15 protein-coding genes are annotated in these 14,082 nt (G+C 68.2%); 7 read left to right on the top strand and 8 right to left on the bottom strand.

Annotated features, from left to right (window positions below; translation table 11 throughout):
• Positions 1 to 9: 9 nt before the first annotated feature.
• From ACXJ3V_RS17670 to urtA, 7 genes are all read right to left on the bottom strand, one after another.
• Entirely contained in the window at positions 10 to 576 is a 567-nt protein-coding gene (locus tag ACXJ3V_RS17670; protein ID WP_457101654.1) for a TetR family transcriptional regulator, read from the bottom strand.
• Positions 576 to 2,282, bottom strand: a complete 1,707-nt coding sequence (locus ACXJ3V_RS17665; RefSeq protein WP_457101653.1) for a purine-cytosine permease family protein — start codon at positions 2,280 to 2,282, stop codon at positions 576 to 578. Before ACXJ3V_RS17665 ends, ACXJ3V_RS17670 begins: the two co-directional genes overlap by 1 nt.
• Positions 2,283 to 2,401: 119 nt before the next feature.
• Complete coding sequence (locus ACXJ3V_RS17660; RefSeq protein WP_457101652.1) at positions 2,402 to 3,088, bottom strand: ATP-binding cassette domain-containing protein; 687 nt, start codon at positions 3,086 to 3,088, stop codon at positions 2,402 to 2,404.
• 1 nt (position 3,089) lies between these two features.
• Positions 3,090 to 3,923: an urea ABC transporter ATP-binding protein UrtD gene (gene urtD, locus ACXJ3V_RS17655; protein ID WP_457101651.1), complete on the bottom strand. Its 834-nt coding sequence runs from the start codon at positions 3,921 to 3,923 to the stop codon at positions 3,090 to 3,092.
• Entirely contained in the window at positions 3,920 to 5,023 is a 1,104-nt protein-coding gene (gene urtC, locus ACXJ3V_RS17650) for an urea ABC transporter permease subunit UrtC (RefSeq protein ID WP_457101650.1), read from the bottom strand. Before urtC ends, urtD begins: the two co-directional genes overlap by 4 nt.
• Entirely contained in the window at positions 5,020 to 5,904 is an 885-nt protein-coding gene (gene urtB, locus ACXJ3V_RS17645; RefSeq protein WP_457101649.1) for an urea ABC transporter permease subunit UrtB, read from the bottom strand. The genes urtC and urtB overlap by 4 nt, the downstream gene beginning before the upstream one ends.
• A 98-nt stretch (positions 5,905 to 6,002) precedes the next feature.
• On the bottom strand, positions 6,003 to 7,310 hold the full coding sequence (gene urtA / locus ACXJ3V_RS17640; RefSeq protein WP_457101648.1) for an urea ABC transporter substrate-binding protein: 1,308 nt from the start codon (positions 7,308 to 7,310) through the stop codon (positions 6,003 to 6,005).
• Between the two features lie 482 nt (positions 7,311 to 7,792).
• Here urtA and ACXJ3V_RS17635 point away from each other — a divergent pair, with 482 nt between their 5' ends.
• Genes ACXJ3V_RS17635 through ACXJ3V_RS17605 form a run of 7 tightly spaced genes read left to right on the top strand, consistent with a single transcriptional unit; the run spans position 7,793 to position 13,440 of the window.
• Positions 7,793 to 8,095, top strand: a complete 303-nt coding sequence (locus ACXJ3V_RS17635; protein ID WP_457101647.1) for an urease subunit gamma — start codon at positions 7,793 to 7,795, stop codon at positions 8,093 to 8,095.
• A gap of 9 nt (positions 8,096 to 8,104) precedes the next feature.
• On the top strand, positions 8,105 to 8,455 hold the full coding sequence (gene ureB, locus ACXJ3V_RS17630; protein WP_457101646.1) for an urease subunit beta: 351 nt from the start codon (positions 8,105 to 8,107) through the stop codon (positions 8,453 to 8,455).
• A complete protein-coding gene (locus tag ACXJ3V_RS17625; protein WP_457101645.1) occupies positions 8,442 to 10,139 on the top strand; it encodes an urease subunit alpha in 1,698 nt (565 codons plus the stop codon). Before ureB ends, ACXJ3V_RS17625 begins: the two co-directional genes overlap by 14 nt.
• Positions 10,140 to 10,148: 9 nt before the next feature.
• Positions 10,149 to 10,823: an urease accessory protein UreF gene (locus tag ACXJ3V_RS17620; protein WP_457101644.1), complete on the top strand. Its 675-nt coding sequence runs from the start codon at positions 10,149 to 10,151 to the stop codon at positions 10,821 to 10,823.
• On the top strand, positions 10,816 to 11,613 hold the full coding sequence (gene ureG, locus ACXJ3V_RS17615) for an urease accessory protein UreG (protein ID WP_457101643.1): 798 nt from the start codon (positions 10,816 to 10,818) through the stop codon (positions 11,611 to 11,613). The genes ACXJ3V_RS17620 and ureG overlap by 8 nt, the downstream gene beginning before the upstream one ends.
• Positions 11,610 to 12,347, top strand: a complete 738-nt coding sequence (locus ACXJ3V_RS17610) for an urease accessory protein UreD (RefSeq protein ID WP_457101642.1) — start codon at positions 11,610 to 11,612, stop codon at positions 12,345 to 12,347. The genes ureG and ACXJ3V_RS17610 overlap by 4 nt, the downstream gene beginning before the upstream one ends.
• Positions 12,331 to 13,440 carry a HoxN/HupN/NixA family nickel/cobalt transporter gene (locus ACXJ3V_RS17605; RefSeq protein ID WP_457101641.1) on the top strand — a complete coding sequence of 370 codons (1,110 nt, stop codon included), beginning with the start codon at positions 12,331 to 12,333 and terminating at the stop codon, positions 13,438 to 13,440. Before ACXJ3V_RS17610 ends, ACXJ3V_RS17605 begins: the two co-directional genes overlap by 17 nt.
• Here the strand turns inward: ACXJ3V_RS17605 and ACXJ3V_RS17600 are convergent.
• Complete coding sequence (locus ACXJ3V_RS17600) at positions 13,399 to 13,986, bottom strand: TetR/AcrR family transcriptional regulator (RefSeq protein WP_457101640.1); 588 nt, start codon at positions 13,984 to 13,986, stop codon at positions 13,399 to 13,401. The genes ACXJ3V_RS17605 and ACXJ3V_RS17600 overlap by 42 nt on opposite strands.
• Between the last annotated feature and the right edge of the window lie 96 nt (positions 13,987 to 14,082).

Here is a 14,082-nt window from a genome sequence, read left to right as displayed (position 1 = left end):
GGCAGCGGCTCACTTCGCTGCCCGCGACCTGTCGAACAGGTCGCCCATGGCCTGGACGACGGTGCGGTCGAAGACATCCGAGATCGCCGGCGCGCTCATCTCGAATCCCGTCCGCATTCGCGCCCAGAACTGCGCCGACGCGAAGTAGCGGAGCGTGGCCGCCACCCTGCGCAGGTCGCGTTCGTTCACCGCGGGATGATTCGTCGCGAGCATCGTCACCAGGGCCCGCGTGAAGAACGTCGCTTCCGATTCTCCGGTCGGTGAGATCGATGCCGCGCGCGCACACACGAAGGCGAAGGCCGGCGACGCGTCGAAGGCCCGGAACCGAGAGCGCGACGCCTCTTGGAACTGCGCGATGGTGACGAAGGCCGGCAAGGGGAACTCGGTCGACTCGATCCACCCAGCAACGCCTTCGAGGAGGTGGGATCGCGTCGGAAAGTGGCGGTAGACCGTTCGCTCGGACACCCCGACGGCGTCGCCGAGCGAGCGATACGAGATGTCGTCGAACGGAATCTCACGCAGCGCCGCAGCGGCGTGGGCCAGGATCGCGGTCGGAGTATCGACGACCTCCGCCATCACCCGCCCCTTTCCTGCTGCTTCCTGCTCGCTTCGAATGGTCGTGCGGACGAGCGGACTCGTCGCGACCGCGGTTCGGCAGGCAAGAGGTACCGATCCGAGTCGTCCAGCGTGAGCGCAAGAGAGGACACATACTGCGTCTCCCCATGAGCCCCGCGCTCGGCTGACGCCAGCATATCCGGACGCTCGAACGTGTAGCCAGTGACATGGCAGCGCAGCCGCTCCCCGGAAGGATTGCCGTCGGCATCCAGGATCGGGGAGGCGATCCCGTCCGTCTGCCGCCGGAGGTAGTACCTGCCCCGCGTGGCCACGGCCATGAGCGGAGTCGTGATCATCGCCACGCCGATGGCGATCAGCACGGAGAACGGTCGCACCTCCTGCCCGAACAGACCGCTGAAGGCGGCCAGCGAAAGAAGCGAGGCCAGGCCGACCGAGACGAGGCCGACCGGGTTCCAGTCGTGCAGCATGCCGCGACGGAATTCGGGGTACATCGGGGAGATGTGCAGGAGGTGCTTGTTGATCACGATGTCGGCCGCGATCGTGACCAGCCAGGCCATCACCACGTTCGCGTACAGGCTGAGCACGAAGCTGATCAGGCTGAAGACATCCATCCACATCAACGCGAGCGCGATCGCGAGATTGAAGAAGATGAACACGGCGCGGCCGGGGTAGGTCTTGGTGAGGCGCGTGTAGACGTTGGACCACGCCAGCGACCCCGAGTACGCGTTGGTCACGTTGATCTTGATCTGCGCGACAACGACCAGCACGAGCGCCAGACCGATCGCGAGCCACTGCGGCATGATCGATTCGTAGAGGCCGATGAACTGGCGCACCGGCTCGGCGGCCAGCGCACCGAGCTCGGGGTCGACGCGGGTGAGCAGATACACCGCGAGGAACACCCCGATCACCTGCTTGATGCCGCTGAACAGGATCCACCCGGGGCCGGCGAACAGCAGCGACGCCCACCACGAACGGCGGTTCGCGCGGGTGCGGGGCGGCATCGCGCGGATCACGTCGATCTGCTCCGCCAGCTGCGGCGTGAGCGCGAAGCAGACCGCCGCGCTCGCGACGATCGCCTGGAAGCTGACTTCGCCGTCCGATTCGCCCGTGAACGCGACGAACGCCCGCACGGCATTGGGATCGGACACGACCACCCAGAGCAGGGGAAGCAGAGCCAGCGCGAGCCAGAGCGGCGTGGTCCAGAACTGCAGTCGCTCCAGGGCGCGCATGCCGTAGATCACGATCGGAATCACCACCACCGTGGAGATGAGGTAGCCCACCGACAGCGGGATGCCCAACGCGACGTGCAGGCCCTGCGCCATGATCGCGCCCTCGAGCGCGAAGAAGATGCAGGTGAAGATCGCGAAGATCACCGTCGTGATGGAGGAGCCGTAGTAGCCGAATCCGGAGCCGCGGGCGATCAGATCCAGGTCGAGGTTGTAGCGCGCCGCGTAGTAGGCGATCGGGGCGCCGACGAGGAAGATGACGACAGAGGCGAGCAGGATGCCGAGCACGGCGTTGTTGGTGCCGTGCTCGAGGCCGATGCTCGCGCCGATGGAGAAGTCCGCGAGGAAGGCGATGGAGCCGAGCGCGGTGACGCCGATGGCACCGGCGCTCCAGCGCCGAAAGCTTCGGGGCACGTAGCGGAAGGCATAGTCTTCGAGGCTGTCCTCGGCGGCTGCCCGCGCGTTGTCTGCCCTGGCCACGTTGCACCCCCCGCGTAGGGGCTCATTGTTGCCGCACTGTGTTTCAGACGCGTTGCGCGCAGACAGCGTTCGATCGCCGGTCCCGCTTCTGCTCCCTCCGAATCCGCCGACTCGCCCGCCTAGATCGCCATCGCCGCGCGCACACCAGCGGCCGCGGCCGCTCCGCCGCCACCGGTGCTGGACACGAAGCCGCTCGCGAGCACGAGGTACTTGTCTGCGGCCTCCAGCGCGAAGCCGATGTGCTGCTCGACCAGCAGTACGGACAGACCCTCGCTCGCGAGCTGCATCACGGTCTGCTCGATCTCTGCGACGATCGTCGGCTGAATGCCCTCGGTCGGCTCGTCGAGGATGAGCAGCTTCGGCTCGGTGATGAGCGCCCGGGCGATCGCGAGCTGCTGGCGCTGGCCGCCGGAGAGCAGGCCGGCCTTGCGGGTGGCGAACTTCTCCAGAGCGGGGAAGCGCGAGAGCTGCTGCTCGATGAGCGCCTTGCCGCGCTTGCGGCCGTCGGCGACGAGCTGCAGGTTCTCCATCGTCGACAGCTGCGGGAACGACTGCTGCCCCTGCGGCACGTATCCCATGCCGCGGGCGACGCGCTTGTTGGGCGGGAGCGAGGTGACGTCCGCACCGTCGAAGATCACCTGGCCGCTGCGCGGCTTGATGAGTCCGATCGCGACGCGCAGCAGCGTCGACTTTCCGGCGCCGTTGTGGCCGAGCACGGCGACCACCCCGTCGGAGCGGGGCAGCGTCACGCCGTGCAGCACGAGCGTGCGACCGTAGCCTGCCTGGATATCGTTCAGTTCGAGCATGTCAGGCCTCCTCTCCGTGCGCAGCGCTGTCCGCTGTCGCGGTCGCCTCGTTCGCCGGCTCCGCCACGACCGCCATCGCGGCGGTGGTCGGGGCCCCGGCCGTGCCGAGGTAGACCTCCTGCACCCTGGGGTCGGCCTGCACGTGCGCCACGGAGCCCTCCGAGATCACCTTGCCCTGGTGCAGCACCGTGACCCGCGTCGCGAAGCGCCGCATGAAGTCCATGTCGTGCTCGACGACGAGGACGGCGCGGCGCTTGGCGATGCGCTGCAGCAGTTCGCCCGTCGCGGTGCGCTCGTCCTGGCTCATGCCGGCGACGGGCTCGTCGAGCATCAGCACGCGGGGCTCCTGCACGAGCATCATCCCGATCTCCAGCCACTGCTTCTGGCCGTGCGACAGGATCCCCGCCGGTGTCTCGCGCTCGTCGCTGAGTCCGGTCTCCTCCAGCGCCACCTCGATCGCCGGGTCGACGCCTCGGCGCGCCCGCAGCAGCGAGAACGAGGAGCGGTGCAGCCCGGCCGCGATGTCGAGGTTCTGCAGCACCGAGAGCTGCTCGAACACGCTCGCGGTCTGGAAGGTGCGGCCCACTCCGAGCTGCACGATCTTGTGCGCGGTCTTGCCCAGCAGCTCCTGATCGCCGACCTTCGCCGACCCGGAGCCCTTGGACAACCCGGTGATCGCGTCGATGCACGTCGTCTTGCCGGCGCCGTTGGGGCCGATGAGGAAGCGGACCTCGCCGGGGTGGGCATCGAAGGAGACTCCGCCGACCGCGACGAATCCATCGAAGGAGACCTGCAGATCGGTGACGACCAGGGACGGGGCCTCGGCGGCGGTCATTTCTTCACCTCATCGAGCTCGGGTTCCGACGCGAGCGTGGCCGGAGTGGGCGCTGCCCGTGGTCGCCAGAGGAGACCCTTCGCCCTGGCGAAGAGCGATGACAACCCCATCGGGAGGAAGAGGGTCACGAGGATGAAGACCAGGCCAAGGATGTAGATCCAGCCATCGGGCCAGCTGGAACCGAGGCTCGACTGCCCCCAGCCGATCGCCATCGCCCCGAGCGCCGGCCCGAAGAGCGAGGCGCGGCCACCGAGCGCGACACCGGCGATCATCAGGATCGAGGCGGAGGCCCCGATCTCCGCCGGCGTGATGATGCCGACGATCGGCACGAACATGGCGCCGGCGACGCTGGCCATGAGAGCGGCGACCACGTAGGCGACCAATTTGATGTTGGCGGGGTCGTACCCGAGGAACCGCACGCGCTCCTCGGCATCCCGCGTGGCGATCAGCAGTTCGCCGAAGCGGCTGCGATTGAGCTGCCACACCACCAGGAGGCACACGATGAGCAGCGAGGCGGCGATCATGAAGACCATCAGCTTGTTGGTGTCGTCGTTGAGGACGAACCCGAAGAAGTACTTGAAGTCGCTGAGCCCGGTGTCCCCTCCGGTCTCGCGGATGGTCGAGGAGATCAGCACGGCCAGCGCCACGGCGAGCGCCTGGGACAGGATCGCGAAGTACGCCCCCTTGATCCGCCGTTTGAACAGGGCGTAGCCGAGCACGGACGCCACGATCACCGGGAGCAGCACGATGGCCAGCAGCGTGAACACCTCGCTGCGGAACGGCTCCCAGAACGCCGGAAGCGACGCCGACGGGTCGTACAGGATCATGAAGACCGGGAGGCTGTCGGGGCCTGCGGTCTCCAGCGTGAGGTGCATCGCCATGGCATAGGCGCCGAGTCCGAAGAACACCCCCTGACCCAGGACGAGCATTCCGCCCCGGCCCCAGGCCAGGCCGATCCCGACCGCCGCGATCGCCCAGCAGCAGTACTTCCCGAGGTTGTTGATCCAGTGCATGGAGAGCACGGCAGGGGCGACGACCAGCAGCAGCACGGCGAACACCCCGATCCCGATGAGGGGAAGCCACGGTTTCAGTTTCGTCATGTCAACCCCCGGGTGCGGACCGTGAACAGGCCCTGTGGGCGGAACTGCAGGAAGACGACGACGAGCACGAAGGCCAGTACCACTGCCATGCTTCCGGTCGTCCAGTCGGCGAAAAGCGACAGGGCGATGCCCAGGGCCCACGCGGCGATGACGGTGCCCTTGATCTGGCCGACGCCGCCGGCGACCACGACCAGGAAGGCCGGGATGATGTACTGCGTGCCCATCTGAGAGTTCGTGCCGCCGATCAGCGATGCAGCGACACCCGCCACCCCGGCGAGGCCGGATCCGACGAAGAAGGTCATGCGGTCGACGTTGCGGGTGCGGATGCCGCTGGTCTCGGCGAGATCGCGGTTCTGGACCGTCGCCCTGATCCGGCGTCCGAACGGTGAGTACTTGAGCCATGCGGCGAGGGCGGCGAGGCAGAGGGCGGCGAGCAGGATGGTGAACACCTGGCGGAGCGGCCACGCGTAGCCGAGGACGTCGATCTGCCCGTCGAGCCAGTCCGGGCTCTCCACGGGAACGCCCTGGGCGGGGAAGATCTGCAGCGCGATCTGCTGCAGGATCAAGCTCACCCCGACCGTGACGAGGAGGGTGTCGAGGGGCCGGCGGTACATCCACTGGATGATGCCGATCTCGAGGAGGAGGCCGAGCAGGCCCGCGCCCAGGAACGCGAGCGGCAGGGCCAACAGGATCGAGATGTTGCTGGAGCTCACCGCCAGCTGGGTCAGGTAGGCGATGAAGGCGCCGGCCATGATGAACTCGCCGTGCGCCATGTTGATCACCCCCATCTGACCGAAGGTGAGGGTGAGCCCGAGCGCTGCGAGCAGCAGCAGCGCGCCCAGCGCGGTGCCGTTCAGAAGCGGCGGTATGAGTGCATCCACGTGCTGTCGCTCTCTCTCGGGGTGATGAGTTCTGGTGATGGTGGTTCCAGGGCGTGGGGCCCGTGCCGGTGGGCACGGACCCCACACTCAGTGGTCGATCAGCCCGCTGCGGCTACCAGGGCTTCGCGGACGTCGGCCGGGAACCAGTCGTACCCCTCGAGGAACGGGTCGGGATCGATGAAGCCGTCGGACGACCAGACGATGTCGAACTGGTTGTCGGCGTTGATCCTGCCGATGTTGCCCGGCTTGGAGATGTGGTGGTTCTCGCCGTCCAGCGTGACGACACCCTCCGGCGCGTCGACGGTGATGCCGCCCGCCGCGGCTGCGGCATTCACATCGTCGACTTCGAACGAACCGGCCGCCTCGACCAGAGCCTTGTACAGGTACAGCGAGATGTACGCGGCCTCCATCGGGTCGGAGGTCACCCCACTGCTGCCGGGGTACGCCTTCCAGCGCTCGATGAATCCGGGGTTGTTCGGGGTGTCAAGCGACTGGAAGTAGTTCCACGAGGCGTAGTTGCCGGTGACTTCGTGACCCATGGCCGGCGCCTCCTCCTCGGCGATCGACACCGAGATGATCGGGGTCGTCTCCGGGGTGAGGCCGGCGTCGTAGTAGGCCTTGATGAAGCCGACGTTCGACGAGCCGTTGATCGTGTTGAAGACGAAGTCCGGGTCGGCCTCGACGATCTTCGCCACCTGGGTGGTCCAGTCATCCTTGTCGAGGGGCACGTACTCCTCGCCGACGATCTCGATGCCGAGTTCGGCCGCGTAGAGCTTGATGATCGCGTTCGCGGTACGCGGGAACACGTAGTCGGAGCCCGCCAGGAAGAGCGTCTTCACGCCCTGGGCGGCGAGGTAGTCCATCGCCGGGATGATCTGCTGGTTCGTGGTCGCACCGGTGTAGTAGATGTTCGGCGACGCCTCGAGCCCCTCGTACTGCACCGGGTAGAAGAACAGACCGTTGTTCTCCTCTACGACCGGCTTGACGGCCTTGCGGGACGACGAGGTCCATCCGCCGAAGATCGCGGCGACGCAGTCCTGGGTGAGCAGCTTCTCGGTCTTCTCTGCGAAGGTCGGCCAGTCGGTGGCGCCGTCCTCCTGGACGTACTCGATCTGCTTGCCGAGGATGCCGCCGTCTGCGTTGATCTCGTCCGCGGCCATGTGCAGCACGTTGGAGACGGTCTTCTCAGAGATCGCCATGCCGCCGGTGAGCGAGTTGAGGAAGCCGAGCTTGATCGTGTCGCCGGAGGTGTCGATGCAGCTCGCGGACCCTCCGCTGTCGAGTCCGGCCGGTTCCACCGTGTCGCCGGCCCGCGCGCCGCAGCCTGCGAGCACGAGGGCGGCGGCCGCCGCGAGGGCGGGAACGGCCAGCAGGCCGCGCACCCTTCGAGTCCGTGTCGTTGTCATGTGGATCTCCGTTTCTGTGTGGTGCAGGGTGGTGCGTTCTCGGGATGGGAGGTGCGTCCTGCAGGCGCGCCGAATGACGCCGACGGACCGGCACGGATCCGGGGCGCGCCGGAGGACGGCGTGCCGAGGGTGTGGCGGAACGAGCTGATCGGTGAATCAGGGCGTGGTGCAGGGGTGGGCCGGTGTTGCGTGCGTCAGATGCTCGTTAGTGCTCGGTGCCTGATGGAGCCGGGCTTCGCGGGCCGGTTTGGATCGGCGGATGGAGGTCGCCGACTGCTGCGGTAGTTGTCAGCATGGGGCCGCGTCATTACTCTGACATTTCTCGATTGTTCCGATTCTGTTAACCGTGATCCGGACCGCGGGCCAGGAGCCCTGTAATTCCGCGAATTCACGGACGGAGGCCGCGACCTGGGCATCTGAGCCCGTCTGGTGAATGTGCTCGATATGGCACACTTCTGACATCACCCGCCGGAGGCAAAAGAATGCACTTCACTCCCGCCGAGACCGAGAAGCTCCTGCTGTCGGTCGCCGCGATGGTCGCGCGAGACCGGCTCGAGCGCGGCATCCTGCTCAATCACCCCGAGACCGTCGCGCTGCTGTCCTGCTGGGTCATCGAGCGAGCACGGGAAGGCCGTGGCGTCGCAGAGCTCATGCAGGAGGGCCGCACCGTCCTCACGCGTGATCAGGTGATGCCGGGGGTTCCCGAGATGATCGCCGATGTGCAGGTCGAGGCGACCTTTCCCGACGGCCGAAAGCTCGTCACCGTCCACCACCCGATCGACTGAGGAGTCGCCGTGGCATCCGCATCGTCTCAGGGCCCGGGCGCGTTCCGGATTCAACCGGGTCGCATCGAGTTGAACGCCGACCGAGGCGCCTCGGAGCGCATCCGGCTCGTCTTCCTGAACACCGGCGACCGGCCGATCCAGATCGGCTCGCACATCCATCTCCCTGACGTCAACGCTGCGCTCGAGTTCGACCGGGCGCTCGCACACGGGTTCCGCCTCGACATCCCCTCCGGCACATCGCAGCGATTCGAACCAGGCGCATCGCGCGAGCTCGACGCCGTGGCACTGCGCGGCGGGCGCCGGGTTCCCGGCATCCAGATCAAGACCGACGGACAGGAGCTGCTCGATGGTCTGGCTTGACCGGTCGCGCTATGCGGCCATCTACGGCCCGACCGTCGGCGACGAGGTGCGCCTCGGCGACACCGACCTGTGGATCCAGATCGAGCGCGACCTCACCGTCGGCGGCGAGGAGGCGGTCTTCGGCGGCGGCAAGTCCATCCGCGAATCGATGGCGCAGGCGACGACCTCGCGGGCCGATGGCGCCCTCGACACCGTGATCACGAACGCGATCATCCTGGACTGGTGGGGGATCATCCGCGCCGATATCGGCATCCGTGACGGTCGCATCGTCGGAATCGGTCACGCGGGCAACCCGGACATCAGCGACGGCATCGACATGATCATCGGGCCGTCGACTGACGTCATCTCCGGGGAAGGGCGCATCGTGACGGCGGGCGCCATCGACTCGCACGTGCACCTGCTCTCCCCTTCGCAGATCCACGAGGCGCTCGCCACCGGGATCACGACGATCGTGGGCGGCGGCACCGGGCCTTCCGAAGGATCGAAGGCCACGACGGTCACTCCGGGGGCGTGGCATCTGCGCGCCATGCACCGCTCTCTCGACCCCCTGCCGGTCAACATCCTCCTGCTCGGCAAAGGCAACACGGTGTCGGCGGCTGCGTTCAAGGAGCAGGCGCTCGCCGGCGCTGCCGGCTACAAGGTGCACGAGGACTGGGGCTCATCCCCTGCCGCGATCGACGCATCTTTGCGCGCCGCAGACGACTGGGGCCTGCAGGTCGCGCTGCACTCCGACTCACTGAACGAGGCCGGTTTCGTCGAGTCGACGATCGCGGCCATCGGCGGCAGGTCGATCCACGCCTTCCACGTCGAGGGCGCCGGCGGCGGGCACGCTCCCGACATCCTCTCGATCGCGGGGCTTGCGAACGTGATCCCCGGTTCGACGAACCCGACGCTCCCGCACACCGTCAACACCGTCGCCGAGCACCTCGACATGCTGATGGTCTGCCATCACCTCAACCCCGCGGTGCCCGAGGACCTCGCTTTCGCGGAGTCCCGCATCCGCGCCTCCACGATCGCCGCGGAAGACATCCTCCACGACATCGGAGCCCTGTCGGTGACCTCCTCCGACGCGCAGGCGATGGGCCGGATCGGTGAAGTGATCACGCGCACCTGGCAGGTCGCGCACGTCATGAAGCTCCGCCGGGGTCCCTTGGACGGGGGGATGCCGGCAGACAACGAGCGCGCGCGCCGCTATGTCGCGAAATACACGATCAACCCCGCGATCGCCCACGGGATCGCCTATGACGTGGGGTCGATCGAGGTCGGCCGACTGGCGGACCTCGTCGTGTGGGACCCGAAGTTCTTCGGCGTCCGGCCCGCGGTCGTCGTCAAAGGCGGTGCGATCGCGTGGGCCGCACTCGGCGACCCGAACGCGTCGATCCCGACGCCGCAGCCTGTGATGATGCGACCGTCGTTCGGCGACACGATCGGGGCGGACCTGTCGGTGACATACGTCTCGCCCGCCGCGCTCGATGCCGGGCTCGTCGAGACGCTCGGCCTGCGCCGCCGCCTCGCTGCCGTTCAGCCCACGCGCCACATCGGCAAGGCCGACATGAAGAACAACGACACACTGCCTTCGATCCGGATTCGCCCAGACACGTTCGAGATCGCGATCGATGGCGAAGACGTGCAGCCTGCGCCCGCGGCATCCCTCCCCCTTGCCCAGCTGTACAACATGTTCTGAGACCGCTCCATGGACTCCGCCGCACACACCGTTGCCATGCTGCTCGCCGACGCGCGCCTTCCCTCGGGCGGGCATGCGTTCTCCGCAGGCGTCGAGCCGGCCATCCAGGGCGGGCTGGCGCGACACGACGTCCGCGCCTTCCTGCAGGCCCGGGCGCGGACGACGACGCTCGTCGATGCGGCGACGGCGGTCGTGGCGCGCCGGGCCGGCCTGATCGGAGGGTCTTACGCGCCGATCGAACAGGCGTGGGCGGCGCGCACCCCGAGTCTTGCTGCTCGCACCGCCTCGAGGGAGCTCGGCCGCGGACTCCTGCGACTCGCGCAGCGGCTCTGGCCGCAGTCTCCGGCGATCGCCGCACTGACCGAGGCGGGTGCGTCGATGCCTCCCCGGCCGATCGTGCTCGGTGCGGTCGCGGCCCACGCGGGTCTGGACGCGGAGACGCTCGTGCGCGTGGCGGTGTACGACGACATGGCGGGCGGCGTCGCCGCTCTGCTCAAGCTCGAACCCGGCGACCCCGTCGACGGCGTGCGACTTGTGATCGACGCGTGCGCCGCGGTCGATCCCTTCATCCCGCTGCTCGCGGCGCTCGACTCACCGGATGCGATCCCTGCGGCGAGCGCCCCCCAAGCCGAGGGCTGGACCGAAGCCCACGCCGTATCGAATAGGAGACTCTTCCGTGCCTGAATCCCTGCCCTCCGCCCGTGCTCTTCGCCTCGGCGTCGCCGGTCCCGTCGGCACCGGAAAATCGTCGCTCATCGCGACGGTGTGCCGGGCCCTTGGCACCGAACTGCGCCTCGGCGTCATCACGAACGACATCTACACCGATGAGGATGCCCGGTTCCTGCGCTCCGCGGGCGTGCTCGACCCTGAGCGCATCCGCGCGGTGGAGACCGGCGCCTGCCCGCACACCGCGATTCGCGATGACATCACCACCAATCTCCTCGCCGCCGAAGACCTCGAGCGGGACTTCGCGCCGCTCGATGTGGTGCTCATCGAGTCGGGCGGCGACAACCTGACGGCGACGTTCTCGCCCGCTCTGGTCGACGCTCAGATCTTCGTCCTGGATGTCGCGGGCGGCGGCGATGTCGCGCGGAAGGGCGGCCCCGGCATCGGGCGCGCCGACCTCCTCGTGGTCAACAAGACCGATCTCGCTCCCTATGTCGGCGTAGACGTGGCGCTGATGGTGGCCGATGCCGAAGCGGCACGAGAGGGACGCGCCGTGCTGGCGCTGTCGAAGCACGATGCCGGCTCGGTGTCGGCGCTGCGCGCCTGGGTGCTCACGATCCTCGCGAGCCACCGGGCCGGCACCCACATCGCGCAGGACCCCGGGCCGATGGCCCCGCACTTCCACGCCGATGAGGAGCACCCTGAGGGCGGATTCATCCACTCGCACGCCGAAGACGCGCACGCGTCGGATGCCGAGCACGAGCACTCCCGCACGCACGCTGTCGCGGGGATGAACGCGAACGAGTGAGCTCCACACGCATCAAGGTCACCGCCGGCGAGCCGCGCGCGCACGTCGAGCTCGCGGTCGGCGCCCTCGCACCGCGCCTGATCTCGCGCGATGCCGTACGTGCGCACATCGCGGTGACCGCGGCCGGAATGGTGCTGCTCGGCGGTGACCACGTGCACGTCGAGATCGAGGTCGGTCCAGGGTGCACCCTGGAGATCGAGGATGTCGGGGGCACGGTCGCCTACCGTGGCGCGCGCTCGTCGTGGGTCCTGGAGGCTCGGATCGGAGCCGGTGGGACGCTGCTGTGGCACGGCCTGCCGTTCGTCGTCACCGACGGAGCGAACGTTGAACGCCGGAGCTCGCTCACTCTGGGATCCGACGCGCGAGCGGTGATCCGCGAGACGCTCGTGCTCGGCAGGTACGGCGAGCGGGGCGGTCGGCTGCTCTCGGCGCTCTCGGTCGCCGACAGTGGCGGACCGATCCTGCTCGAGCAGCTGGACGCCGACGGCGGCGCACCCGAGCCGGGGGTGCTCGGGGGCAGTCGGGTGGTGGATGCCGTGATCGCGGTCGGGTTCCGCCCGCCCACGCGCCGGGAAGACCTGGAGTTCGATCAACCCGGATCGATGGCCCGCCACCTCTCCGATCACACGCACGGCTCGCCCCTCGATCCGGTGTGGGATGCGTGGGTCGCCCGTGCGGAGCAGCGCCTTCCCGCGCTCGAGCCGCTGGAGGAAGACCGTGTCGGCGCTCGCTGACGTGCGAATCCCCAGACGCGTTCAGCGAAGCACGATCGGCGTCATCTCGCTGATCGTGCTGCTGCACGTGCTCGGCTGGGGAGTTCTCCTCCTGGTTGTGATCCCTGCTGGCGTCCCGCTCGGCGGTGCTCACGGCGGTGTCGACAGCGGGGGCGGCGTCACGCTCGCGACGCTCGGCGTCGGGCTCACCGCTTACGCGCTGGGAGTGCGCCACGCGTTCGACGCCGACCACATCGCAGCGATCGACAACACGGCCCGACGCCTCACCGAGCGCGGCAGACCCGCCAGCACGGTCGGCTTCTGGTTCTCTCTCGGGCACTCGACGATCGTCGTCGTGCTCTGTATCCTGCTGACCTTCGGCATCACCGCGATCAGTTCGTCGCTCGCCGACGACTCTTCGGCCCTTCGCACCTGGACCGGGGTGATCGGCCCGACTGTCTCGGGCGTCTTCCTGCTCCTCATCGCGGCGATCAACATCGGGTCCCTGCGCCGCGGCCATGGGCATGCGGCAGGGCCCGTGCTCCGGCTGCTCGGGCCCCTGGAGAAGTCGGTGGACCGGCCGTCACGGATGTACCTCGTGGGGCTGCTGTTCGGGCTCGGGTTCGACACGGCCACCGAGATCGGGCTGCTCACACTCGCGGGTGCCGCGACCCTTGGGGCCGTGCCTTGGTGGGCGGCGCTCACCCTGCCCGTGCTGTTCGCCGCCGGGATGAGCGCTTTCGACACCACCCAAGGCGCAGTGATCCATCGCGCCTATGCCTGGCGGCCCGGTCGCCGCCGCCTCGGCGAGGTGTACGCGATCGCCATGACCGGGCTCTCCGTCGTCGCCGCAGTGCTGATCGCGATCGTGCAGCTCGCCGACGTGCTCGTCGATGGTCTCGGCCTCGGAGGCCCGCTGCCCTGGCTGGCATCGATCGGGATCGACGACCTCGGCTTCGTGCTCACCGGCCTGCTCCTGGTCACCTGGGCAGTGCTGCTGTTCGCGACCCGGATTCACTCGCCGGCGGCATCGTCGACGGCACCGCCGCCATCCGACGTTGCCGGTTCCGCCTCAGTGGGCCTGACGGATGCCGTCGAGGAGTACGCCCGCTAGCAGGGCGGTCGGCTCCGACGCGGGCGAGCGGAGAAAGACGGAGTAGAGGGTCGCCCCCATCAGGGCGTCCGCAACGACGTGCACGGGCGCATCGGGCCTCAGCTCACCCGAATCGACCGCTTGCTGCAATCGCTGCGCAAGTTCTTGCCGGTAGGGCCCGGCGACCTTTTGATTGAAGGCTTGAGCGACGAGCGCACTCTCGGCCGTTGCTGCGGTGAGCAGTCGGGCGCGCGCCGCGGCGTGCTCCTCATCAAGACCCTGAGCGAATTCGGTCAGCCACTGGGTCAGATCAGCCTCGATGTCCCCGGTGTCGGGGATCGGCAGCTCGGCGGGCAGCATCCGTCCATCGGTGATGCTCTCGGCGACGATCTCGTCCTTCGAGGCCCACCAGCGGTAGAGCGTCTGCCGTCCGACGCCGGCCCGGGAGGCGATGCCCTCGAGCGTCAGGCGGGAGTACCCACCCTCCAGGAGCAGCTCGATCGTCGCCTCGAGAATCGCGGTTCGTGACTTCTCACTGCGTGGACGCCCCGTTGTGGTGCCTGACATGAGTTGAGGCTAGCAAGAGGTCAGGGTACTTATGAGACACTTATGTCTCGTAATTCGCACTGTCTCTCCGAGACTCTCCACATCAGAAGGACCCAG

The organism is Microbacterium sp. P5_E9, assembly GCF_054049175.1.
This window is presented reverse-complemented; position numbering and strand designations above follow the sequence as displayed.

Coding starts and splice junctions, on each gene's coding strand:
- ACXJ3V_RS17670 (WP_457101654.1), bottom strand. CDS start 576: ATGGCGGAGGTCGTCGATACTCCGACCGCGATCCTGGCCCACGCCGCT.
- ACXJ3V_RS17660 (WP_457101652.1), bottom strand. CDS start 3,088: ATGCTCGAACTGAACGATATCCAGGCAGGCTACGGTCGCACGCTCGTG.
- urtD (WP_457101651.1), bottom strand. CDS start 3,923: ATGACCGCCGCCGAGGCCCCGTCCCTGGTCGTCACCGATCTGCAGGTC.
- urtC (WP_457101650.1), bottom strand. CDS start 5,023: ATGACGAAACTGAAACCGTGGCTTCCCCTCATCGGGATCGGGGTGTTC.
- urtA (WP_457101648.1), bottom strand. CDS start 7,310: ATGACAACGACACGGACTCGAAGGGTGCGCGGCCTGCTGGCCGTTCCC.
- ACXJ3V_RS17635 (WP_457101647.1), top strand. CDS start 7,793: ATGCACTTCACTCCCGCCGAGACCGAGAAGCTCCTGCTGTCGGTCGCC.
- ACXJ3V_RS17625 (WP_457101645.1), top strand. CDS start 8,442: ATGGTCTGGCTTGACCGGTCGCGCTATGCGGCCATCTACGGCCCGACC.
- ACXJ3V_RS17620 (WP_457101644.1), top strand. CDS start 10,149: ATGGACTCCGCCGCACACACCGTTGCCATGCTGCTCGCCGACGCGCGC.
- ACXJ3V_RS17600 (WP_457101640.1), bottom strand. CDS start 13,986: ATGTCAGGCACCACAACGGGGCGTCCACGCAGTGAGAAGTCACGAACC.